Source organism: Arthrobacter sp. efr-133-TYG-120 (assembly GCF_030209785.1).
Taxonomy (GTDB): Bacteria; Actinomycetota; Actinomycetes; order Actinomycetales; family Micrococcaceae; genus Arthrobacter.
Window position 1 is genome coordinate 278,946 of sequence record NZ_JARVRI010000010.1, and the last position, 21,337, is coordinate 300,282.

The window sequence follows — 21,337 nt, forward strand, 5'->3', positions numbered from 1 at the left end:
GAAAAGGAAGGTGCCGTCGAGGAGAAGTGCGGAAAACTGTGACCCAACAACCAGCCCTGAACCATCCCGGTGCCGAGGTGGGCCGCTCCCCCGCTGGATCCGGGTTGTCCAGCGCCGAGGTCCTGGCCCGGACGGAAGCAGGACTCGTCAACACCGTTTCGGAGGCTCCAAGCAGAACGCTCGGGCAGATCTTCCGGGCAAACCTCCTGACGCTGTTCAACGTGATCGTGGGCTGCAGCTTCGGCCTGCTGCTTCTTCTGGGCCAGTGGAAGGATGCGCTCTTTGGGCTGGCAGCCGCGGGCAATATCCTCATTGGTGTCGTTCAGGAATACCGGGCCAAAAAGTCACTGGATCGACTCGCGATTCTCGACGCCTCCCCCGCCCGGGTGGTTCGCGACGGCACGGCGCAGGATGTTGACCTGCAAGACGTCGTCCGCGACGACGTGCTCGTGCTGCGAGTCGGCGACCAGGTGCCCGCGGATGCTTCCATCATCGACGGCGAAGGCCTGGAACTTGACGAATCGCTCCTCACCGGCGAATCACATCCCGTGAGCAAGGGACCGGGATCCGAAGTGCTCTCCGGCTCCAGCGTCGTCGCCGGGAACGGCAGGGCCCGGGTGGTCCGGGTCGGCGCCGACTCCTTCGCCAGCAAACTGACCGCCGAGGCCAAACGCTTCTCTATGGTCAACTCCGAGATCCGCAATAGCCTCAGCAGGATCCTCCGTTGGATCACCTGGCTGTTGCCGCCCGTCATGATTCTTGTCATCAACGGGCAAATGCAGGCGAGCGGTGGTTGGGAGCAAGCCATCACAACCGGAAGCTGGAGGACCGCTTCCGTGGGGGCGGTCGCCAGCGTCATAGCCATGATCCCGCTGGGCCTGGTGCTCCTCTCCAGCGTCGCTTTCGCTGTCGGCGGGCTGCGGCTGGCCCGTCAGGAAGTCCTGATCCAGGAGTTGGCGGCCGTTGAAGGCCTCGCTCGTGTGGACGTGTTCTGCCTGGACAAGACCGGCACCCTCACCGAAGGCAAGCTCGTGTTCGACGGCGTCCACGAGGCCGGTCCGTCGCCGCAACCCGGGTGGAGGCAGGTTCTGGGATGGTTCGGGACCGACCCGCAGGCCAATGCCACCGCCCGGTGCCTTGCCGATGCCTTCCCCTCGGGCACCAGGCTTCGCCCGAGCTCGACGGTGCCGTTTTCTTCTGCACGGAAATGGAGCGCCGTCAGCTTCGGCTCAGACCAATTCGTCGGCGGCACCTGGGTGCTGGGCGCTCCGGAGATTGTCCTTCGCGAAGACACCCCAGGCACAGCTCGCATTGTTGGGGCAGCAGGCCGCTTGGCCTCAATCGGCCTGCGCACCATGGCCCTGACCTACTTGCCCGGCCCGTTGCCGGCACGGGCCGCAGCGGAGGATCAACCCCCGGCCGATTGTGCCCCGGTATGCCTGCTGACCTTCCGGGAGAGCGTGCGCCCGGATGCTGCAAAGATCCTTGACTACTTCCGCGAGCAGGACGTGAAGGTGAGGATTTTCTCCGGCGACGATCCCGCACCGTTGCCGCCGTCGCCCGCGAGGTCGGGCTGGACGCGGAATACGGGTACGACGCACGGGAATTGCCGGTCGATCCGGACCTGCTGCTGGAAGCTCTGGAGAACAACGTGGTATTCGGGCGGGTCTCCCCGGAACAAAAGAAGGACATGGTCCTTGCACTGCAGCGGGGAGGCCATACTGTCGCGATGACCGGGGACGGGGTCAACGACGCGCTGGCACTCAAGGAAGCGGACATAGGTATCGCCATGGACTCCGCCGCGGCCGCCACCAAGGCCGTGTCCCGCCTTGTCCTCCTGGACGGACGCTTCGACAGGCTTCCCGGCGTGGTTGCGGAAGGCAGGCGGGTCATCGCGAATATTGAACGGGTTTCGGTCCTGTTCCTTAGCAAGACCGCCTACGCCATCGTCCTCTCCGCCACCTTCGGAGCACTTCTGTGGGACTTCCCGTTCCTGCCGCGCCAACTCTCCGCCACAGACGGCCTCACCATCGGAATTCCGGCGTTCTTCCTTGCGCTCATGCCCAACAACCGCCGCTACACCCCGGGATTCCTCAAACGCTCCCTCTCCTTCGCTGTGCCTTCCGGGTTCGTCGTCGCTGCCGCCGTCCTTGCCGTCAACGTCTACGCAACGGTTGTCGGTGCGCACACAGTCAGTGCCACCCGCACAGCTTCCGTTCTCGCGCTATCACTCACGGGTCTATGGATACTGGCAGCCATTTCGCGCCCGCTCAACCTGCGACGCGCAACCATCATCGGAACGATGTACCTGGGCTTGGTCTTCGTGCTGGGAACGCCCCTCCTCCAAGACTTCTTCGGCTTGGAATGGCCACCGAACGATCTTTTAATGACGGCACTTGGAAGCGCGCTCGGCGGAATCCTGGCTATCGAAGCCCTTCACCGGTTCCAGAGCCGGCGAAACGCGCGGAACTAGCCCCGCGCCGCGGAAGCCCTGCTCATTGCCGGCGCCGTAGAGCAGCCCGGCGAGCCGCGAGCTCCGTTTCGTCAATCTCGCCCCGGGCGAAGCGCTCATTGAGGATACGTTCGGAATCATCATGGGGCGGCCCTTGGAAACCCCGTCCGCCCGTGTGGTTCCCCCGCAGCAGGAGGACAACCAAGGTGGCAATGCCACCCCAGAACAGCAACATCATCAGCCCCATGGCGATCCAGCCGCCGATGCCGATGCTTCCACCCCATCCATACATCATGACCAATTTCCCTTTTGAACTGGATTGCGTGCCTGGGTCCAGTGTCGCCCGTTTCCGGTCCGTTCCACAGGGCATTTAGTCACACCGCCGGGCCTTTCGGCCCTACAGCAGGAGAATGGCCCCCAATAGGCTGCTGGGAGTTGCAGGTGTTCACACCCGCGATCAGGTGCCCGAAAGACGAGCTAGACACATAGGAGCAGGCATGTCACTCCCCAGCATGGACGCAGGCCGCGTTGACGGCGGACTGCACGTCGCGGAAGAACTTAGCCAGGAACAGTGCTGGGATCTTTTGCGTTCAAATACCACAGGTCGCTTCGGTTTTCTCCAGCAAGGCCGGGTGATGATCCTCCCCGTGAACTACTTGGTGGACGGCCAGTCCATCTACTTCCGCACTGCCGGGGATGGATCCATCGCCGAGGCAGTCCCGTCGCTCGAGTCGTCCTTTCAGATCGACGATTCACGTGCCGATCGCAGCGAAGGTTGGTCTGTGCTCGTCAGTGGGGCTTCCTCCCGTGTTGAGGATCAGGACCTGCTGACCAGGCTGTGGGGAAAGGTCATGGCGGAGCCTTGGGCCGGTGGAGAACGGAATCTCTTTATCCGGATCCACGCCGAGAGTGTCACCGGACGCCACGTGCATCTGGAGTGAGCTTCTGGAGTAAGACTTGAGCCGCTCCACATTCAATCACCCTCGCGGGTAAGGAGACCATGGACACCGCGGAAGAAATCATCGTTGGCTACGACGGGTCCGCCGGGGCTGTCCCGGCTGTCCGCTGGGCTGCCCGCCAGGCGGCCCAGCGGAACTGCGGACTGCACGTGGTCCACAGCACCCTGTGGCCGGCAATCACCCATGATCTGGGTCCCGTGCCTGGCATCGAAGGCAGCGGGTTGCGACGCGCGGCCGAGGACATTCTGGCCGAGGGCGTGGCACAGGTCCTCGACGCGGTTCCCGGATTGGCCGTCAAGACGACGCTGTTCTATGGGTGGCCAGCCGAACACCTCAGGACACTCTCTTCCGGCGCCGCCTTGCTCGTCGTTGGAACCAGGGGCGCGGGGGGCTTCATGGGACTGCTGATCGGCTCCGTCAGCTTGGAACTCGCGGCAACAGCCGATTGCCCCGTCGCTGTCATCCGCGGCGGAGAACACCTGGGCGGTCCGGTTGTCGTCGGCGTCGACTTCGACGATTGGGAGCTGCCGCTTCGGCATGCCTGCGACCTGGCGGCCTTGTCCGGGACTCCCCTTCGATTGGTGCACGTCCGGAAGAAGCACCGGATTCCACGCCCTATCCCTGACGCGGCGACGTCGGCCCAAGACCATGTTGAACCACGAATCCAGGCGCTTCTTGACTCTGCGGCGCAGAGCGCCCACCAAACAATTCCGGACCTCGACGTCCAAAAAAGATCGCCGGTTGGAACGTCCATCCCTGGGTCCATTTTGGCGGAGGCTCAAGATGCGTCCATCATCGTCGTCGGGACGAAAGGACGCGGACTGGTTCGGGGCACTATCGGTTCAACTGCCCATGCTGTCCTTCATCACGCCGCATGTCCGGTCCTGTTGGCGCGCCGGCCAAGCGCGGATCTCCGGTGAAGCAGATGGTGTTCAGTACAAGTCGCCAGGGGCCAGCTCGTCGTTTTCCGGGCCCCGGTGAATCCGTCTCCCGGTGATGGACGTCGGGACGATCTCAACGAACACCCGCTTCTTTGTGGAGGTCAATTGTTGGCGGGGAATCCTTTCGGCGGCTTCAATCTCGGCACCGGATTCAAGTTGCCGCGCCTTGCCTTTAACTACGACGCTCCAGACGGATTGGCTACCGACCCCGTCAGTTTCCAACGCAACTTTGTCATTGATCGTGAGCGCGAACAGCTTCTCCCCTGGATTTGTCCGGAGGAGGATCTTCCCGTCGTGGGCAACGAAATTGATCGGATAGATCTCAGGTTCGTTGGCGATGCTCAATGCCAACCGCCCCAACGTCGCACCCAAAAGGATATTCCAGCATTCTTCCTCGCTCAGGACTTCCACGGGGTTTGCGGTATCCGGTGACATGGCGGGGTCCTTTCGATGGTCGGCATTCCAAGCCATTCCAGCATGCATGCGGCCGGCGCTATCCAATAGGGCCCTTGGACCCGTGTCTGTTGGCCGGCAAGCTTGTAGCGTCATGCATAGGAAGGCGTCCCGTCCAAGGTCCGCCTTTCGTCGAAAGAGGCCGTGATGCTCGGAATAAGGATGCTCGGAATACACCAGGCGGATGCCGGAATGCCGGATGGCGGAGTCTATTTCCAGTGGGGTGACTTCCTGATCCAATTCGGCAATCTGGTGGTCATTGCCACGATGGTCGTGCTATTCATTCTCGCCTTGGTGATTCCGTTTCCACACGGTAGGAAACGGAAATGACTGCCGACCACGGCCCGGTTTCGACTACCGACGACGGCGAACCACGATTCTCCACTTGGACAGGAAAGGCCCGGGGCTGGGTGTTGCGCCGGCTACCGCCGGACAAGCTGCTTCCTGAAGGCCAGCCGAGTTACGTGTCGTCCTGGATTTACGTCTTCGGCATGGGCGCCGTTGCCGCGTTCGTCTACATCCTCGCTTCGGGCGCTGTGCTGGCCCTGAATGGGCCCACGTGGTTCCATGCCTCGGCCTTAGGGCGTTTCATTAACAGCACCCATCTGTGGAGCGTTGAACTGTTCTTCATGTTCATGGTGATCCACCTCTGGGGCAAGTTCTGGATGGCCGCCTGGCGGGGCGGGCGCGTGCTGACCTGGATCACCGGGATGGTCGCGTTCGTCGTCTCGATCGTGACCGCCTTTACCGGTTACCTGCTTCAAAGCAATTTCGACTCGCAGTGGATCGCCTTCCAAGCCAAAGACGCCCTTAACGCCGTCGGTGTGGGCGCATGGTTCAACGTCGCCGATCTGGGCCAGATACTCATGTGGCACATCACGCTCCTCCCACTGGCCGTGGCCGTCGTTGTCGCCCTCCATGTTGTTCTCGTGCGGATGCACGGCGTGGCGCCCCCGTTGGAGGCAGCCGAATCTGACGCCCAGCTACGCTCACCAGCGCCAAACCCGGCAACTGACAGCGAGGACAAAAAGTGACCAAATCCCCAGCGTCAACCTCGTGGCGCACGCTAAACGACATCGCCAGCAGGCCATGGCCCGGCACGACGCGCGAATATGACCTGTTCAAGGAACTTGTTGTTGGGCTGGTTGTTGTTGGCTTGCTTGTCCTGGGACTCTCAGCGGTTTTCAGCTCGCCGGACGAACCAACGGTTACCCTGAAGTCCTGGGCCATGGCCGACCCCGCGGACTTCGTGGCGACAGCCACCACGGAACTCGGGGGCACCAGCGGCACCGCGGGATATGGGCCGCCCTACAACTCGACGCCCGATGCCACCCAAAAACTCGGACCGATCGACCTGCAGAGCCTTTCCGGCGTACGGCTTCCGATCGACACCGCCAACGACTTCATCATCAGCCCGCTCCAAACCCTACCGAACCCTCCGGCGGCCATCGACGAATGGACCAAGGCAAGCGACGCCCAACACGCTGCCTGGACCACCGCGTACGGGGATGCACTCAGCAAAGCCCCGGACAACGACCCGGCGAAGGTTCCGCCCGGCGACTACGGCCCAGTACCCGCCCTCACCGGAGCCCTTCTGGCCATGGCGCAGCAAGGGACCCTTGATCCGGTCCTGGGCGCAAAGGGCTCGTTCTACAACACCGATTACAAAGCCAGCATCTTGTTCCTCGGCGACGGCACCTACTTCCCTGGCCTCGCCGACGCCCAGCATCTGACAGGCGACCAGTGGGGAATGATGAATGAAACCGGCAACTACCCCGGCCAGTCGTGGCTGTGGCTCTTCTCGGCCCTCTACCAAGTGGAACCCTTCAAATCATCGCCAGACGCAGATGTCCTCGTCGTGTTTTCCATGGTGATCCTGACGCTGCTCCTCACCCTGGTGCCCTTCATCCCCGGGCTCAGGTCATTGCCTCGCCGCATCCCCGTGCACCGCCTGATCTGGCGGGACTACTACAAGCACCGCTAGGCCAACGCGCGAACTGCACCGGAATACAAGGGCCTTTAGGCTATTCAAAACTTTGTGAAAACTGCGTACCTTTGTGTCGTGGACACCGTGATCCAGACTGTCGATTTGCACAAGAACTTCGGGCGCGTCAAAGCGCTCGACGGCCTCGACCTCGAGGTCCACAAGGGCGAGATCCACGGCTTCCTCGGGCCGAACGGCGCGGGGAAGACCACCACGCTACGTATCCTTCTCGGTCTGGCCCGGCCGTCGTCGGGCAGCGCGAGCGTCCTGGGCATGCATCCCTGGGCAGACGCCGTCGAACTTCACCGGCGCGTCGCGAGCATCCCGGGAGACGTGAGCCTCTGGCCCAACCTCTCTGGCGGCGAGGCCATCGACCTCCTCTCCCGCCTCCGCGGGGGCGGCGTGGACCATGCTGCCTTCAAAGAGCGCAAGCATCACCTCTGCGAACTCTTCGACTTCGACCCGGGCAAGAAGGGCCGCGCCTACTCGAAGGGAAACCGCCAGAAGGTCGCGCTCATCTCGGCCCTCGTCATGGACGCCGAGTTGTATCTCCTCGACGAGCCGACGAGCGGTCTTGACCCGCTCATGGAGGCAGTCTTCACGCGCGAGATCCGGCGGATCGTGCACGAGAACGGCGCCACAGTCCTGCTCTCAAGCCACATCCTCTCCGAAGTCGAGCAGCTCGCCAACCGCGTAAGCATCATCCGCGCCGGCCGGATCGTCGACGGGGGCACACTCGACGCACTGCGCCACCTCACGCGCACGGAAATCTCGTTCGCGCAGGACAGTGTTGACACCCACGCACTGGACACGCTGTCGCAGGTCCACGATCTCACCGTGGCCGACGGGCGCGTCAAGTTCGGCGCCGATTCCGATCGCGTCCACGAGGTCCTGCCGCTTCTGGGCAGCCTCGGGGTCAAAGGCCTGCTCATCGCTCCGCCGTCGCTCGAAGAACTCTTCCTGCGCCACTACGGCGACACGGTCGCCCCGCCTGCCCTGCAGGCAGCGGACGACGGCGGCAGCCACCATAGGCGCCACCGCGCCGCGGCGGGAGCCTGAGATGGGCGCATTGTGGATCCTTTACCGGCACCGCTTGCGCCGGGACCGCTGGCAGGTGATTGTCTGGGTCCTCTCGATCGGAATGCTCGCACTATTCGCCGTCGCGGCCATAGCGAAGACCTTCGGCGACGACGCGACGCGCGCGCAGGTGCTTCAGCTCGCGACCGCGGCTCCCGCGATCCTTGTGCTGCGCGGCCTCCCCCGCGGTCCGGCGCTCGATTCGTTCACGTTCTTCGAAATCTTCGCGTTCCTGGGCGTCCTTGCCGGACTCATGAATACATTCATGGCCGTCCGGCACACCCGGGCAGAAGAGGAATCAGGGCGGGCCGAGCTCGTGTCCGCGACGGCCGCCGGACGGTGGGCCCCGCTCGGCGCCACTGTCCTTCACGGCGCGGTGGCCAACGTGCTCGTGGCCGTCGCTACGGCACTCGGCTTCACGGCCGGAGGGCTTGACCCGGCCGGCTCGCTTTTGGCCGGTTTCGCGACGGGCGCCGTGGGCTTCGCCTTCCTCGGCGTGGGCCTGCTGGCCTCCGAGTTCTTCAGCACATCGCGGGGGGCCAACGGCATCTCGTCGGCCGTCGTGATGCTCGCGTACCTGTTGCGCGGGTTCGGCGACGCCACCGGACAGGTCAGCCCCGACGGGACGACGATGACGGCCGCATGGCCGAGCTGGATCTCCCCCATCGGCTGGGGCCAACAAACCTTCGCCTACACAGGCAACCGATGGTGGCCATTGCTCCTTCCCCTCGCACTCTGGGCGGCGTGCACCGCCGTCGTCGTTGCCGTCATGGCGCGCCGTGACGTCGGCGCGAGCGTGCTCGCAGGGCGATCCGGACGAGCCGACGCCCGGCCCTGGCTGCGCGGAAGTTTCTCGCTCGCCCTACGCCTGCAGCAGGGAGCAATCATCGGCTGGTGCATAGGCGGCCTAGCGATGGGCCTGGTCACGGGCTCGCTTGGTTCCGCAATCCAGTCCTCCATCACCTCCAACCCCCAAATCACGGCCGTCCTCCGCGGCATGATCGAAGCACAGGGCACGTCAATGACCCAGCTCCTCGTCGCGGCGCTGTTCGAGGTAGCCGGAATACTTGCCGCGGTGTGCGGTCTGCAGGCCGTTCTTCGCCTCCGACAGGAGGAGGTGGCCGGAACCGCCGATCCCGTGGTGTCCGAGGCCGTGGGCCGGATGCGCTGGCTGGGCAGCTTCGTCGGACTCGGCGCCGTCTCGGTCGTGCTTGTCATGGGGTTCACCGCCCTCGGGGCCTGGGTCTCCCTGGTAGCCTCCGGGGACACCTCGAGTGCAGTCGGCGAGGTCTGGCAAACCGCCGTCGACCAGCTTCCCGCAGCACTCATCTACCTTGCACTGCCCGCCGCAGTGTTTGTTGTCTGGCCCCGTGCCACGGTCCCTGCCGGGTGGGCGCTTCTGGGCGTCGGCGTCGTCCTCGGGATCTACGGCGGCATGCTCGGCCTTGACCAGAAGGTCCGCGACCTCTCGCCGTTTACCCACAGCCCCGTCACCACCAGCAGCGGGACCGACTGGAGCGGCGGGTTTTGGATGCTCGGCATTGCCGCGGTCCTCACGGCATTCTCGCTCGTGGCCGTGCGCCGCCGGGAGGTAGGCACGGCGTGACAGATCCCGGCAGCAAGCGTATGCCCGACTCCGCCGAGACGTCCGCGGCCGTCCTCACGGCCGCGGGCTTCCCCAAGATGCCGGCCCGCGCCCTCATGGCCCTTGTGGTCTCTGACGACGGCTCGCTGACTGCGGCCGAACTCTCCGAGATACTGGGCGCGAGCGCCGCCGCCGTCTCCGGCTCCGTGCGGTACCTGCAGACCGTCGGATTCGTGCATCGGGTCTCTCAACCCGGCAGCCGCCGTGACCGCTACGCCCTCCCCGACAACGCGTGGTACGTCGCTTCCCTTCGGCAGAACCCCGTGTACAAGCGCCTTGCTGACCTCGCCGACTCCACTGCTTCAAGCCTCCCGGAGGGGTCAGCGGCGAAGGCCCGGGTGGACGAGATGGGCGCCTTCTACCGTTTCCTCATGACCCGGCTGCCCGGGCTCCTCGATGAGTGGGAACACACGCGGGTCAGGGCCTAGGCTCCCCGGACATTGCCTGAGTCTCAAGCCTGGGGCGGGTACGGCTGCGGCGGATACGGCGGCGGAGAGGCCTGCACCATTCGGTCGAAGCGCTGACCACTGGGATTGGCCGGCAGGAGCACAAACACGAGCAGTGCGATCCAACCGAGCACCGGGACCAGGGCGAGCAACAAGAAGAGCGCACTGAGATTCGCGTCGTGCAGGCGCCGCGCGGCCAAGGCGAGCGAAGGCACAATCGTCGCCAGGAACCACAGTCCGCCAAGGGCCGTCGAGGTGCTCGTGTTGCCGTTCCCTGTGGCCCCGGCCGCATTGATGACCCCTGAGACGACGGCTGAAGCGAGGAACCACCACCAATACTCACTGCGGCTCGCGCGGCCGTGGAAGATTGCGTACTTTTTCCAGAATCGTTTAACGGCCTCGATCGGCGGGGCTCCATAGTAGGGCAGTCCAAGCGGGACTCCACCCGGAGGAAAATTCTGGGGCTGATAGCTGGACATCATTCAAACCCTTCCATGCAGACTTATTCGACACCGGCATGCTAGAACCGGTAGGCCCGTCAGAACAGGGCACAAAGCCCCGCATCGGGCAACGGACACGGGCAGGATCCGCGGGTGCGTTCGGTCGCTGGCCACGGTGCCCGCAAGAAGCTTCTCTCGCGGGACTTCCGGCACTGCCGGGCCGGGCCAAACGAGCAGAAAATGGTGCGCACAGCACCCGGACAGTGGGAGCCACATTTCATGGAGGCGGACTAAGTCATGAAAAAACCAATCGTTGTCGGCGTCGTTGACACCCAGGCGAGCCGGGCCGCGCTGGCTTGGGCAATGGACCGGGCGGCTCGACGGAAACTGCCGGTGCTGCTCGTTCACTCGGTCGACAGTCGATGGCTCGACGAATCAGTTAGTACGAACGAGGTGGTCAGAACCGCAGCAAACGAGCTGCTGAGCAAAACCGCGGCATATGCAGGCGAATTGGAGCCATCGGTCCAGGTAAAGACCGTGCTTTTCTCCGGTAGCCCCGGGCAGGCGCTCAGGAAGCACTCGAAAGGGGCCTCGATGGTTGTCATCGGAACCGGGCACAACTGGCCTGGAGGACCCGTCGCTGACAGGGCGCTGCAGATCGCCGCCGTCGCCGTGTGCCCTGTGGCAGTAGTCGGGGAGCAGGACATGACGGGGCGCCGCGGCATCGTGGTCGGCGCTGACGGTTCCGAAGAGTCTACCCAAGCGGTTTCCTTCGCGGCCGAAGAAGCGGACAAGGACAGCCAGGAGCTGACAGTGGTCCACGCCGTCCTCGCGCCGCCGCTCATTCAGCGCGTGATGCCGGCGAGCGACGTTGCCGAGACTGTCTTGGAAGAAGAACGAATTGTCCTCGCCGAGACCGTCGCGGGTCTGGCCGAAAACTATCCCGACATGGTTGTCCATCAGGCTCTGGTGTCCAACAACGAACCGGGGGAAGCACTCCTGGACGCCGCCGCCAATGCCACATTGCTGGTGCTGGGAAGCCGTGGAAGGGGCAGCTTCAAACGCCTCCTCATGGGATCGACTGCCCACACCGTACTCAGGTCCCTGCCCTGCCCAACCGTCATTACCCAGGTGCGGCGGGTGAAACTCACGGGGTTAAACGGCTAGCCTAGTCACGGACCGCTTCCCGCTCCGATAGCTACTCAAGCGACTCCAGCTCTTCCCCTTATTGATCCAATAGGCCCGCCGATCCTCTGCCGGGCGGCGCGCCCGAAGACTGCTAGCGCAAGAAGTCCGGGTTGAAGGAGTTGAGGTCGACCTGGATTCCGCCGATGTCCTGGCCGAGTTTTTGCTGGACACCGACACGCATGTTCCCCGGCACGTTCCAGCCGCCGTATGAAACGGGCGCGGGCGAAAGAAGGTCCGGAGTCCAATGCGCGTAGTCGAAGTCATGGAAATCCCCGTCCCACAGCGGAAGATCCGAGAACTCGCTGCTGTCGCCCATTATCAAGGGCCAGTGCGTGTGAATGCCGTAGACAATGGGCCGCACGCCCATGTCCCGGACACCCTCAACCATGTCACTTGTAATGGGCGGTTCGCCTAGCTCGACGTCCAGGGCAAAGAACTCCAGCTGCTCACGGTACGGACCGGTGGCCTCTATGCCGCCCTTCCAACATTCCGCGTTGCGGGTGTAGACGGCAATCCTGAGTCCGGCGTCCAGCGCCATCTTGAGCTGTGTTTGTGTCCGGTCCCATGGAGTGCAGGTCCCCCACGCGGTTGAATGCATCACGTACAGCCGGAAGCCCGCGTTGTAGGCACTGACGAACCAGCCCGGGTCGGTGATGGTGGCCGTGGTGTCCAGGACTTTCACCGACGGTTCCGCCGAATGCGCCGCGGGGGCATCGAGGGCGCCGGCCACGGCCAGGAGCGAGGCCAACACCACTGTCAGTATCTTCCTCTTTTTCATCGGGTCTCCCGGATGGTCCTCTCGCACAGTGTAGGACTCCCGGGGCTGAAGAGGAATAGCCCGCCGTTTGGCGGAATCGAGGCCCGCGCCGGCCTGCCGCATGGCTACATTAGGTTCAACTGGAAGCCGCCGCGCGGCGCGCTTCCATGGTTGGGGACAAGCATTGCTTCGTACTCCCAGCCGTGGAGGCCGTTGGGACCGTACCCGTCGAAGGCGCCGCCGGTCGTGGTGACAACGCGGAGCGTCTTACCGGCCAGGGCTCCTGGAGTGCCGGTCCCGTAGGCCCAACCGCGGGTCAGGACCTCGTCCAGCCAGCGTTTGAGAATCGACGGCATGGCGTACCAATAGGTGGGGTATTGCAGCACGATGTGGGCAGCCCCCGCGACCGCGTCCTGTTCGGCTTGGATATCAATGGAGCCCGTCCCATACAGCTCGGAAAGGACGCGGATGTGAACATCCTGAATGGACTTTGACTCCTCGAGTAATGCGGCGTTGATGCGAGAACTGCGGAGGTCCGGGTGGCCGACGATAAGTACCGTCTTCATGCTGTGCTCCAACGACTCACTCACTTTTCCTGCACAGGTGCTTTCTGTGCCAGTTCCGGTCGAGTAACCGGGTGACCGTCGATGGACTCGTATAGGCTCTTGGAGCGGGCAAGGCCGTCCATCAGGCTGGCCGGTCCCCTGAAAGGCAGACCACCGATGTGCCAACCGTCTGTGTGCAGTTCCTCAATGAGGACCCAGACCACCTCGCGGAAAGCTTCAGATCCTTCGAACTTCACCATGACGTCAGTGAGCGCTGCCGCCATCCGGTGCTTTTCATCTTCCGTGAAGACGCCGTCGACGAGCTTCACATTTACGAACGGCATTGCGTTCTCCTCTTTGTAGGTGCTCCGGATTGCCCGGATATACCAAGCTTTGACCACGGGCGGCGTCGGCGGACCCGCGAATGCCGTCAATCACCCCACAGATACCGTCAGGGTGTGTCGGAGGCAGGCAGCGAAGTCCAGGGAACCGTCAGGGCTGGCACAGGAGGCGTTCCAGATAGAGCGAGGGACTCATTCCGATCTTCTGCGTGAAGACCCGCCTCATCGTCTCAGCACTTCCAAATCCGCTTGCGGCTGCCGCAGCGGCGACGGTGGTTCCCCTCTGGAGCATTGCCTGGGCCGCTTCGATCCGCACCGTTTCGACGTATCGACCAGGGCTGGTGTTGGTTCCCTCTTGAAATAGCCGCGCAAGGCTACTGGCGCTGAGATTCGTCATGGCAGCCATGGCGTCAATCGAGTAATCCGCGCCGGGATCGGCCGTAATGCGGTCCAACAGCTTTCTGAGGACGTGGTCCCGCGGAACGCCCACCCGGACGGCGACAGAGTGCTGGGATTGCCCTCCCGGCCGTTGATTGAAAATGACCATTTGACGGACCACGGCCCGGGCAACGTCAGGTCCGTAGTCCTCCTCGACCATGAACAACGCCAGATCCACCCCGGAACTGATGCCCGCCGAGGTGATGATCGAACCGTCCTGCACGAACAACGCATCAGGCACGACATGCACCAGCGGATATGACCTCCTGAACCGTTCGACCTGGGTCCAATGGGTGGTCGCGTTCCGGTAGTTCAGCAAGCCCCCGTGTGCCAGGAGAAACGCACCGGTACAGACGGAAGCGATCCGCCCGGCGTCATTCGTTAGATGGGAAACCGCCTCGACAAGTCCCTCCTCGAAAGGCTTGGACACCATCCCATAGGCACCCGGAACGATCACGGTGTCCAAGACGCCCGTCTCTCCGGCTGCGGCCTCGGCGGTCAAATAGTGTCCGTTGGAAGCACGCTTGGCACGGCCATCGCTGGAAACCAAGACAGTGTCGTAATGGGCCCCAAAGGCATTCGCATGATGAAACACATCAGCGGGCCCGGCAACATCGATCATTGTCACGCTGTCATGGATCAAGAACCCGATAGCCCGGCTTCGATCACTCACTTCTCACCCTGGTCTTTCCAAAATGTCGTGCGCAGCTCCGATCCGCCTCTTGCGCGTCAAAGCCGCGGAACTGTACGCCGACGGAAACTTTGTTGTCTAGATACTCAAATTATTTCCGCTTTGGTTTCTATGGATTCAATGATTGCTTCGGGGCCGGTTCTTAAATTGTAGGTCTCAAAACCACTGGATTAGCAGCGGATGCGGAACCCCTGTTTCCTTGAGAAATCGATGCTTCCGGAAGGTCACAAGCGATTTCTCAGAGAGCTGGTCCCGCCTGGTCACGGCCACGCCGAGACCAATCCCGGTGCATGTCGGCCGTTAATAGCCTTCTCCGCCCTGTTGTTCTTCTCGCGGAAACGCCGGTCGTGTCGCGGGAGGGGACGTGGCGGGGAGCAGTGGTTCTTCTCCCCGCCACGTTGGCACCGGAACCGGTCCTGCGCCCGACTGTCGGGTTACCTGTTGCGATGGATTACAGGGCCGGTGCCCGGTGCGGCTTGGTGGAGGACCCGCGATTCTTGGTTCTTGGAGCTTCGACGGGTCCTTGATGTGTGCATAGCATTGGCGGCTCGTCGACGAATCCATGCCAGCTACAGGCTGGTGGGCCTCGCGGGTGTGATCAGGTTTGGATCCCGCCTGGCTGGGCGTACCCTCAGTGTGCCAGCACGGGTTCGCTGAGCTGGAGCTTTTCCGCCTCGGTCTGCACGAAGCCTGCCTGGAGCTCGGCACGGAGTTTGTCGGTGTCGAGTGCGTGCTGCCACTTGGCGATGGCGACGCAGGAGACGATGTTGGCCACGGTGCTGGTGAGGGCGCGGGCTTCGCTCATGAAGCGGTCGATGCCGACGATGAGTGCCACGCCGGCAACGGGCAGCGTGGGCATGACCGTCAGAGTGGCGACGAGGGCGACGAAGCCGCTACCGGTCACGCCCGCGGCACCCTTGGAGGTCAGCAGCATCATTCCGAGCATGAGGAGGATCTGATCCCAGCCCAGGTGGATGTCGCAGGCCTGGGCGATGAACATCGAGGAGAGCGTGAGATAGACCGCCGTGCCGGTGAGGTTGAAGGAGTAGCCCGTCGGGACGACGAGCCCGACCACACCGCGGTCGCAGCCGAGGCGCTCGAGCTTGGAGAGCAGGCGCGGAAGGACGGGTTCGCTCGAGGACGTGGCGAGGACGATGAGGAACTCGTCGCGGAAGTAGCGCAGAATCCGCCAGAGACTGAAACCGGTGAGCTTCGCCAGGATTCCGAGGACGACGACCACGAAGACGATGCACGCGGCGTAGAAGGCGAGGATCAGCATCCCGAGGTTGCCGATGGAATGGGCTCCGTACTTGCCGACCGTGAACGCCATGGCCCCGAACGCCCCGATGGGAGCGACCTTCATGAGGAAGCCGAACACGACGAACAGCAGCTTGTTGAAGCTGTTGACAACGTTGAGGGCGAGCTGGCCGGGTGCGCCGAGCCTGCTGAAGGCGAAGCCGCAAAGCAGTGCGATCACGAGCACGGGCAGGACCTCACCGTCGGCGAAGGCCCCGACGAAGCTGCTGGGGATGATGCTCATGACGAAGTCCACGGGGTTGCCGCTGGGCAGCTGGCTTGTGTACTTCGAGGCAACAGAGGTATCGAGGTGGGCTGGGTTGATGTGCATGCCCGCTCCCGGCTGGAAGAGCATGACCGCGCCCAGGCCGATGGCCAGGGCCACCGCCGTGAGCGCGTAGAACAAGCCCAGCGACCGCAGCAGGGTTGGGCCGACCTTCTTGGTGTCCGTCAGCGAGGTGATGCCGCTGACGATGGTGCAGAACACGATCGGCGCGATCATGAACTTCACGAGCTTCACGAAGCCGTCCCCGAGCGGCTTGAGGGAGGACCCGAGGTCCGGCCACAGCGCGCCCACGAGGATGCCGAGCCCGACGCCGATGAGTACCTGGACATAGAGATGTCCGAGGATGGATTTGATCTTCATTGAACAACTTCCTGGGTGAGTGCCCCACCTAATGATGGCAGGGGCGGAATAAAGGGGCTAGGCCGTCAGGGCCACAGGCTGCGCGACGTCGATATCGGCGACGGCGAGATGGCGGGCCGCCCTGCGGAGGGCTACTTCGCTGACGTCCCCGTCGTCGTCCGTGACAACCTCGGTGGTGATGACACCGGCAGGTGTTCCGAGGCGCAGAAGCCTGCGCCCTTGGTGAGTTTCGAACGCCGGGGGCAGCACTTTCGCCACCACCGATCCCGGCAGGGCGGCTGCGAGGGAGACTGCAACGGCGGATGTCAGGCCGATGGCGGGGTGGGGTGCGAGCATCGAGAGCATGCGCACCCGCAGATCATGGGTATCGGCCGCGATCCTCGTTCCGTCGGCCGCAACGTAGTCACCGGGCGCTGCGACGACACCGACTTTCGGCACGGCATTCTGCGGAGGATCTTCAGGCTTCCTCAACCCCATCATCAGGCCTGCCGACGCCCGGGCTGCCACAAGCCTGGGCAGGTGCTCGGACAGGTTGCCGTTCATCACGGACAGATCGATGCCTGCCTCGTCTGCCGGAATCAGCACCGCCGGGGCCCCGGCGTCAACCAGAGTCGCCGTAAGAATGAACCCGTCAGCGGAGATTTGGTCGGCCACCCTCCCCGTTGGAAGGACGGCTCCCGTGGTCCGCCCCCACGGGGCGTGGAACGAGAGGCTCACGGGAACACCCAGAGCGCTGCTGCCAGGAACACTGGCCAGGCCCGACGCCGGGATGCGGCCGCCGGGGGTCGCGACGGTGCCGCTCAGCACGGCTCCGGTGTTGAGGTTGCGCATCCTGACCCGGGTTGATCCCGACTGGGGAGTAACGATGCCCGACTGGACGGCGTACAGAGCGATCGCGGTGGCGCAGTTGCCGCAATTGGAACCAAGTTCCACCGTCGGGTTCCCGATCCCGACCTGGGCAAAGAGGTAGTCCAGGTCCGCCGGCCCGTCGGGAGTCGCCCGGACGACGGCCGCTTTCGACGTTGTCGAGGTGCCGCCGCCGACGCCGTCGAGCTGGCGGGGATCCGCTGCACCGAAAGCATCTGCCAGGAGGCTGCGGATCTGTTCGCGGCTCCCGGCGTGGAGGGCTACATCTTCGGCGTCGAAAAGCCAGCACTTGCTCGTGCCGCCCCGGTACCAGTGACCGCGGAGTTGCATGGTCCTCTTCCTTTACATGTTGTTCGTGTTGCACCTCACGGCGCCTGCTTCTTCTACGATCCACGCCACGAGAGTTGAGCACAATCACAGGATTCTCGACCACCGTTCACTTTTGCTAAACTGAATGCATGGCCGACCTTGACCTGCACCGACTCCACCTGCTCCGCGAGGTGAGCCGTTCCGGCTCCCTGACGTCCGCCGCGACGGCCTTGTCCTTCACGACCTCAGCCGTCTCCCAGCAGATCGCCAAGCTTGAACACGAGGTGGGCGTCGCACTGATCGACCGCCATCCACGGGGCGTCGTGCTCACCGATGCCGGTCAGGCGCTCCTCCGCTACGCGGAAGAAATCGACCGGACAATCGAAGCCGCCCGGGCCGAGATGGGCGAGTTCGCGGGGCTGAGGCGAGGCCAGCTGCACATGGGGACGTTCCCCACCGTCGGCGCCTCCCTCATGCCCGACGTCGTGCTCGCCTTCCGGGCCCGCCACCCTGACGTTGCGGTCACGGTGGTTAGTGCCCGTCGCGACGGCCTCCTCGAACGGCTGCGGCGCAGGGACATCGAACTAACGCTGCTCTGGGACTACCCGTGGGAGCGCATCGAGGACGAGGACCTGAACCTCGTCCCGCTCATGAAGGACCCCACCATGCTGCTCGTTCCAAGGGACCACCCCGTCGCCGCACTCCGCTCGGTTCGGATCGACGCGCTCAGCGACCAGCAATGGATCGTCCGCGACGAACACCCCGTGGCCGACGTCCTCCGGCGGGTCTGCCGCGACGCCGGCTTCGAACCGGCCATCGCCTTCGCAGCCAACGACTACCAGGAAACCCAAGGCATGGTCGCCGCCGGTATCGGCATCGCCCTGGCCCCGCGGCTCGCCCTGAGTGCACTCCGCCCCGACATCATCGCCGTTCCGCTCAACGGTTCACCGACCCGGCGGATCCTCCTCGCCCACCTCGCGAACCGCAGGCTCAGCCCGGCCGGACATCAGGCCGCGTCGGTGTTCCTGTCAACGGCGAAACGTTTGCAAGCCCCCGCACTCGCAGCGGGCAGCCCTAGTTCGTGAGTCCCGTGCATCCATAACGCGCAGGTTCTCGCTCCCTGAGCCACCAAACTGAAAGCGTGCATCTGGCAGTTGGCCGGGCTAAGCCGAGATGACCGCCGCCTGGCGCCGTTGGAAGCCGGCTTCACCCCCGGTTCGATCAATAGACACCGGTGCCGCCCTGGTATAGCGGCCAAGGACCGCAATGGGACGCCAGGGAATCGATCCGGATCAGCGGAGACCCGCGGGGAGCGCTATGGGACGTAGGACAGGAAACCGAGGTAGATCGGTATGTCCGCGCCCGCGTGGAAAAGGGTAGAGGGAATGATGCTGCCCGAGCTGCGGGTGAGATAGCCGCCGATCAGGCCGAGTGGGAAGGCGAACAACACGATGAAGACGAGGCCGGAGGCCGTGTAGGTGACGCCTACGTGCCAGGACGCGAAGACTGCCGCCTGGATAGTCGTCGCCAGGTAGGGACCGAAGGCGATGTTCAGCCTGGACATCAGTAGTCCGCGGAACGTCAGCTCTTCCAGGAACCCGTTGGCGGCCGCCGCGACAAAGAGTGCAGGCGTCAGGCTGAGGTAACGGCCAAAATCGACAGCGCCGTGCACAGGCATGAAACGCGAGTGCGACAGCACTCCGAACGTGAGTACGTAGAAGGCGATGAGAGCGGCGATTCCGATCACGTAAGCCCTTCCGAACCGCCCCCAGCGGACGTAGACCGAGGCCAGCGAGCTCCTTGAGATCCAGACCACAAGTAGGACAGCGACGACGGTGAGCATCAGTTCGTCGAGCTCGATGATCACCGTAGCGGGAACCGTCGATGCCAGCGGGTTCCCGGCGACCGGGGGGCTGTGGAGAACCTGACTTGCAAGGAAGCCCGGAACGTAGCGGTCAGCCAGGACGAACAGGGACATGCCGAAGAATGCCAGGGGTATCTCCCAGTACCTGTGCACAGCGGCATTTCGCCTCGCCAGCAGGGCGATGGCCAGCAAAGCGCCGGTGACGGCCAGACCGCTGACGAGCCGGGTGACCTCACCCGGGACGTATCCGACCGAGACCGGCAGGAAACCGGCCACGACGCACGCAGCTGCGAAGATCGCCTTTTGGCCCGGCATCAGCGGCCCACCCGTCGAGTCAAGCGCGCGTGCCGCTGATGGCGATGACTCCATGTCCCCTCCTTGCCTCTTCCATCTCCGGCCACCGGGCCGTGACGGTCATGGCCTACCACTTCCGGTTGGAAGGGCGGACTATGGTTTCGTCAACATTGAGCCCCTTTGCCCGGGCCCAGATCACCGTGTTCTGGGCGGCGAACGTCACTGCCAGGGCCAGGAGCAGTTCGCCCACCACGAAACCCTGAGAGTGGTTGGCCGCGTAACCGAGGAACGCGAATGGCAACCGGATCACAATGAGTACCGCCCAGGTCACCAGGGTCATTGCCGTGCCCTTGACCATCACCCGGCCGGCATCGGGCCAAACCCGGAACGTCGTCCCCCGCCACAGACGGGCGCCCAATCCAATGACGAGGCCGACAACAAGGAGGACTACCCGGCCCCGGTCTGCAGCGAGCGACTGGCGGGCCAGCTGTTGGAGTCCGAAGAGGCCAAGGACCGCCGGCAGCAGCACGAGCGGGCGAACCCTGAGCGGTTGCGCCCTCATCTGCCGATAGAGGACAAAAGCGATGAGAGCCAGGTAAACCACGACATTCACCGCGAGGCCGACAAACTGGTCCGGGGGCATCCGCTCTCACCTCCAGGAGCGTATTACTTACCGTAAGTAGTACGATACCTCCATGCAGGACCCTGTCAAGACCCCGCGAAAACGGCGACCGCGCGGCTCCCTGACCCGGGAGCAGGTGGTCGAAGCCGCGCTGACACTGGCCGACGAGGAAGGTCTCGAGGCGCTCACCATGCCGATGCTGGCCCGCCGCCTCAACTGCGGAGTGATGACCACCTACGGCTATGTGAACGGCAAGGAAGATCTGCTCGATGCCATCGCCCAACGGGGTCTGCGAGACCTCCACCTCCCCCACCCGCTCCCCGATGACGTCGGGGCGATCCTGCATGCCTGGGGACGGGCACTACGCCTGAACCTGATCGAGCACCCGAGCCTACCGATGATCTTCCTCTCCCGGGCGGTGATCGGGCCCGGCTTCCTCCACGGGCTCGAGGCCCTCCTCGGACCGCTGGCCACGGCCGGGATGCCCCCGGCGCAAGGCGTCCACGCGGTTTACGCCGTCCTCACCTATGCCACAGGTTTTGTGGCCTGGGAAATACCGCGCACACACCGGCAGCAACAAGAGACGTACGCGGCGAGTTGGCGGCGGGAAGTTGCCAAACTGCCTCCAGCCGAGGTTCCATTTCTCGCCGGCATCCTCGATGAGCTCCCAGAGGTCGCCGGCAAGAAGCAGTTCGAGCTCGGGCTGGCCGCCCTGACCGCCGGCCTTGCAATCACCCCCGGCAAGTGACCCCGGCCGCGCCACCCGCCATCTTTGCCTCGGGCCGGTCGCGGCGGCGCAGGCCATTTCATCGAATTCCCTCGATCATGGGGGCTCTTTCGCACTCGTCTTCACCCGGACCGGGGCCGGGCGGTGTCCCGTGGAGCGTTCGCGGACCTGAGTTCCGCCTCGAGGCGCCGGTTGTCAGCTTCGAGGACCAGGACCATCCGGATGCCCGCCAGGTTCAGCCCCAGCTCCAGCAGCTCACCAATCCGCCGCAATGTCACGAGATCGTTCTCGCTGTACTGACGGGTCCCGCCCAGGGTCCTGCCCGGTTCCAACAAGCCTTTGCGTTCATAGAGGC

Annotated in this window: 24 protein-coding genes; 12 read left to right on the forward strand and 12 right to left on the reverse strand. The window is 64.0% G+C overall.

Annotated features, from left to right (window positions below; genetic code table 11):
- Window positions 1-38 precede the first annotated feature (38 nt).
- Window positions 39-1,733 (forward strand): HAD-IC family P-type ATPase, encoded by a 1,695-nt coding sequence (locus QRN51_RS07025; protein WP_284989219.1) that lies wholly within the window; start codon window positions 39-41, stop codon window positions 1,731-1,733.
- The gene (locus QRN51_RS07030; RefSeq protein ID WP_284989220.1) at window positions 1,691-2,473 is read left to right on the forward strand and encodes an HAD-IC family P-type ATPase; all 783 of its coding nucleotides are present in this window, start codon (window positions 1,691-1,693) and stop codon (window positions 2,471-2,473) included. The genes QRN51_RS07025 and QRN51_RS07030 overlap by 43 nt, the downstream gene beginning before the upstream one ends.
- 22 nt (window positions 2,474-2,495) lie before the next feature.
- On the opposite strand, the gene QRN51_RS07035 is transcribed toward QRN51_RS07030, so the two are convergent.
- Window positions 2,496-2,747, reverse strand: coding sequence for an SHOCT domain-containing protein (locus QRN51_RS07035; protein ID WP_284989221.1), 252 nt, complete (start codon window positions 2,745-2,747; stop codon window positions 2,496-2,498).
- Window positions 2,748-2,949: 202 nt separating this feature from the next.
- Between QRN51_RS07035 and QRN51_RS07040 the strand changes: the two genes are divergently transcribed.
- Entirely contained in the window at window positions 2,950-3,393 is a 444-nt protein-coding gene (locus tag QRN51_RS07040) for a pyridoxamine 5'-phosphate oxidase family protein (protein WP_284989222.1), read from the forward strand.
- A 59-nt stretch (window positions 3,394-3,452) separates the two neighbouring features.
- Complete coding sequence (locus QRN51_RS07045; RefSeq protein ID WP_284989223.1) at window positions 3,453-4,331, forward strand: universal stress protein; 879 nt, start codon at window positions 3,453-3,455, stop codon at window positions 4,329-4,331.
- Between the two features lie 12 nt (window positions 4,332-4,343).
- Here QRN51_RS07045 and QRN51_RS07050 read toward each other — a convergent pair whose 3' ends face one another.
- Window positions 4,344-5,045 carry a pyridoxamine 5'-phosphate oxidase family protein gene (locus QRN51_RS07050; protein WP_284989224.1) on the reverse strand — a complete coding sequence of 234 codons (702 nt, stop codon included), beginning with the start codon at window positions 5,043-5,045 and terminating at the stop codon, window positions 4,344-4,346.
- Window positions 5,046-5,131: 86 nt separating this feature from the next.
- Here QRN51_RS07050 and QRN51_RS07055 point away from each other — a divergent pair, with 86 nt between their 5' ends.
- The 5 genes from QRN51_RS07055 to QRN51_RS07075 all read left to right on the forward strand — a co-directional run bounded on the left by QRN51_RS07055 (window position 5,132) and on the right by QRN51_RS07075 (window position 9,939).
- On the forward strand, window positions 5,132-5,839 hold the full coding sequence (locus QRN51_RS07055) for a cytochrome b N-terminal domain-containing protein (protein WP_284989225.1): 708 nt from the start codon (window positions 5,132-5,134) through the stop codon (window positions 5,837-5,839).
- Window positions 5,836-6,789 carry a hypothetical protein gene (locus tag QRN51_RS07060; protein WP_284989226.1) on the forward strand — a complete coding sequence of 318 codons (954 nt, stop codon included), beginning with the start codon at window positions 5,836-5,838 and terminating at the stop codon, window positions 6,787-6,789. The genes QRN51_RS07055 and QRN51_RS07060 overlap by 4 nt, the downstream gene beginning before the upstream one ends.
- A gap of 78 nt (window positions 6,790-6,867) precedes the next feature.
- Window positions 6,868-7,848, forward strand: coding sequence for an ABC transporter ATP-binding protein (locus tag QRN51_RS07065; RefSeq protein ID WP_284989227.1), 981 nt, complete (start codon window positions 6,868-6,870; stop codon window positions 7,846-7,848).
- A 1-nt stretch (window position 7,849) separates the two neighbouring features.
- Window positions 7,850-9,472, forward strand: a complete 1,623-nt coding sequence (locus QRN51_RS07070) for an ABC transporter permease (RefSeq protein ID WP_284989228.1) — start codon at window positions 7,850-7,852, stop codon at window positions 9,470-9,472.
- Window positions 9,469-9,939 carry a GbsR/MarR family transcriptional regulator gene (locus QRN51_RS07075; protein ID WP_284989229.1) on the forward strand — a complete coding sequence of 157 codons (471 nt, stop codon included), beginning with the start codon at window positions 9,469-9,471 and terminating at the stop codon, window positions 9,937-9,939. The genes QRN51_RS07070 and QRN51_RS07075 overlap by 4 nt, the downstream gene beginning before the upstream one ends.
- A 23-nt stretch (window positions 9,940-9,962) precedes the next feature.
- Here QRN51_RS07075 and QRN51_RS07080 read toward each other — a convergent pair whose 3' ends face one another.
- The gene (locus QRN51_RS07080; protein ID WP_284989248.1) at window positions 9,963-10,436 is read right to left on the reverse strand and encodes a DUF805 domain-containing protein; all 474 of its coding nucleotides are present in this window, start codon (window positions 10,434-10,436) and stop codon (window positions 9,963-9,965) included.
- A gap of 258 nt (window positions 10,437-10,694) precedes the next feature.
- On the opposite strand from QRN51_RS07080, the gene QRN51_RS07085 reads away from it, so the two are divergent.
- Window positions 10,695-11,564 (forward strand): universal stress protein, encoded by an 870-nt coding sequence (locus QRN51_RS07085; protein WP_284989230.1) that lies wholly within the window; start codon window positions 10,695-10,697, stop codon window positions 11,562-11,564.
- 112 nt (window positions 11,565-11,676) lie between these two features.
- Here QRN51_RS07085 and QRN51_RS07090 read toward each other — a convergent pair whose 3' ends face one another.
- From QRN51_RS07090 to QRN51_RS07115, 6 genes are all read right to left on the reverse strand, one after another.
- The gene (locus tag QRN51_RS07090) at window positions 11,677-12,363 is read right to left on the reverse strand and encodes a glycoside hydrolase family 25 domain-containing protein (protein WP_284989231.1); all 687 of its coding nucleotides are present in this window, start codon (window positions 12,361-12,363) and stop codon (window positions 11,677-11,679) included.
- A 104-nt stretch (window positions 12,364-12,467) separates the two neighbouring features.
- Window positions 12,468-12,908, reverse strand: a complete 441-nt coding sequence (locus QRN51_RS07095) for an NAD(P)H-dependent oxidoreductase (RefSeq protein WP_284989232.1) — start codon at window positions 12,906-12,908, stop codon at window positions 12,468-12,470.
- A 20-nt stretch (window positions 12,909-12,928) separates the two neighbouring features.
- Entirely contained in the window at window positions 12,929-13,231 is a 303-nt protein-coding gene (locus QRN51_RS07100) for a tautomerase family protein (RefSeq protein WP_284989233.1), read from the reverse strand.
- 148 nt (window positions 13,232-13,379) lie between these two features.
- Window positions 13,380-14,339 carry a GlxA family transcriptional regulator gene (locus QRN51_RS07105; protein ID WP_284989234.1) on the reverse strand — a complete coding sequence of 320 codons (960 nt, stop codon included), beginning with the start codon at window positions 14,337-14,339 and terminating at the stop codon, window positions 13,380-13,382.
- 649 nt (window positions 14,340-14,988) lie between these two features.
- Window positions 14,989-16,299, reverse strand: coding sequence for a C4-dicarboxylate transporter DctA (dctA, locus tag QRN51_RS07110; protein WP_284989235.1), 1,311 nt, complete (start codon window positions 16,297-16,299; stop codon window positions 14,989-14,991).
- A gap of 57 nt (window positions 16,300-16,356) precedes the next feature.
- Window positions 16,357-17,496 (reverse strand): PrpF domain-containing protein, encoded by a 1,140-nt coding sequence (locus QRN51_RS07115; RefSeq protein ID WP_284989236.1) that lies wholly within the window; start codon window positions 17,494-17,496, stop codon window positions 16,357-16,359.
- Window positions 17,497-17,624: 128 nt separating this feature from the next.
- Between QRN51_RS07115 and QRN51_RS07120 the strand changes: the two genes are divergently transcribed.
- Window positions 17,625-18,560, forward strand: a complete 936-nt coding sequence (locus QRN51_RS07120) for a LysR family transcriptional regulator (protein ID WP_284989237.1) — start codon at window positions 17,625-17,627, stop codon at window positions 18,558-18,560.
- Between the two features lie 230 nt (window positions 18,561-18,790).
- Here the strand turns inward: QRN51_RS07120 and QRN51_RS07125 are convergent, their stop codons facing one another.
- Both QRN51_RS07125 and QRN51_RS07130 read right to left on the reverse strand, forming a co-directional pair.
- On the reverse strand, window positions 18,791-19,708 hold the full coding sequence (locus QRN51_RS07125; RefSeq protein ID WP_284989238.1) for a CPBP family intramembrane glutamic endopeptidase: 918 nt from the start codon (window positions 19,706-19,708) through the stop codon (window positions 18,791-18,793).
- Window positions 19,709-19,760: 52 nt separating this feature from the next.
- A complete protein-coding gene (locus tag QRN51_RS07130; protein WP_284989239.1) occupies window positions 19,761-20,276 on the reverse strand; it encodes a hypothetical protein in 516 nt (171 codons plus the stop codon).
- A 52-nt stretch (window positions 20,277-20,328) separates the two neighbouring features.
- Here QRN51_RS07130 and QRN51_RS07135 point away from each other — a divergent pair, with 52 nt between their 5' ends.
- The gene (locus tag QRN51_RS07135) at window positions 20,329-21,003 is read left to right on the forward strand and encodes a TetR/AcrR family transcriptional regulator (protein ID WP_284989240.1); all 675 of its coding nucleotides are present in this window, start codon (window positions 20,329-20,331) and stop codon (window positions 21,001-21,003) included.
- Between the two features lie 101 nt (window positions 21,004-21,104).
- Here QRN51_RS07135 and QRN51_RS07140 read toward each other — a convergent pair.
- On the reverse strand, window positions 21,105-21,337 hold a 233-nt coding region (locus QRN51_RS07140), incomplete at its 5' end, for a MerR family transcriptional regulator (protein WP_284989241.1).

Bases quoted from the DNA above. Each gene is read 5' to 3' on its own strand.
- QRN51_RS07130 (WP_284989239.1), bottom strand. From the start codon at position 20,276: ATGCCCCCGGACCAGTTTGTCGGCCTCGCGGTGAATGTCGTGGTTTAC.
- QRN51_RS07085 (WP_284989230.1), top strand. From the start codon at position 10,695: ATGAAAAAACCAATCGTTGTCGGCGTCGTTGACACCCAGGCGAGCCGG.
- QRN51_RS07045 (WP_284989223.1), top strand. From the start codon at position 3,453: ATGGACACCGCGGAAGAAATCATCGTTGGCTACGACGGGTCCGCCGGG.
- QRN51_RS07115 (WP_284989236.1), bottom strand. From the start codon at position 17,496: ATGCAACTCCGCGGTCACTGGTACCGGGGCGGCACGAGCAAGTGCTGG.
- QRN51_RS07120 (WP_284989237.1), top strand. From the start codon at position 17,625: ATGGCCGACCTTGACCTGCACCGACTCCACCTGCTCCGCGAGGTGAGC.
- QRN51_RS07135 (WP_284989240.1), top strand. From the start codon at position 20,329: ATGCAGGACCCTGTCAAGACCCCGCGAAAACGGCGACCGCGCGGCTCC.
- QRN51_RS07035 (WP_284989221.1), bottom strand. From the start codon at position 2,747: ATGATGTATGGATGGGGTGGAAGCATCGGCATCGGCGGCTGGATCGCC.
- QRN51_RS07100 (WP_284989233.1), bottom strand. From the start codon at position 13,231: ATGCCGTTCGTAAATGTGAAGCTCGTCGACGGCGTCTTCACGGAAGAT.
- QRN51_RS07080 (WP_284989248.1), bottom strand. From the start codon at position 10,436: ATGTCCAGCTATCAGCCCCAGAATTTTCCTCCGGGTGGAGTCCCGCTT.
- QRN51_RS07125 (WP_284989238.1), bottom strand. From the start codon at position 19,708: ATGGAGTCATCGCCATCAGCGGCACGCGCGCTTGACTCGACGGGTGGG.
- QRN51_RS07070 (WP_284989228.1), top strand. From the start codon at position 7,850: ATGGGCGCATTGTGGATCCTTTACCGGCACCGCTTGCGCCGGGACCGC.
- QRN51_RS07055 (WP_284989225.1), top strand. From the start codon at position 5,132: ATGACTGCCGACCACGGCCCGGTTTCGACTACCGACGACGGCGAACCA.
- QRN51_RS07095 (WP_284989232.1), bottom strand. From the start codon at position 12,908: ATGAAGACGGTACTTATCGTCGGCCACCCGGACCTCCGCAGTTCTCGC.
- QRN51_RS07090 (WP_284989231.1), bottom strand. From the start codon at position 12,363: ATGAAAAAGAGGAAGATACTGACAGTGGTGTTGGCCTCGCTCCTGGCC.
- QRN51_RS07040 (WP_284989222.1), top strand. From the start codon at position 2,950: ATGTCACTCCCCAGCATGGACGCAGGCCGCGTTGACGGCGGACTGCAC.
- dctA (WP_284989235.1), bottom strand. From the start codon at position 16,299: ATGAAGATCAAATCCATCCTCGGACATCTCTATGTCCAGGTACTCATC.
- QRN51_RS07030 (WP_284989220.1), top strand. From the start codon at position 1,691: ATGGTCCTTGCACTGCAGCGGGGAGGCCATACTGTCGCGATGACCGGG.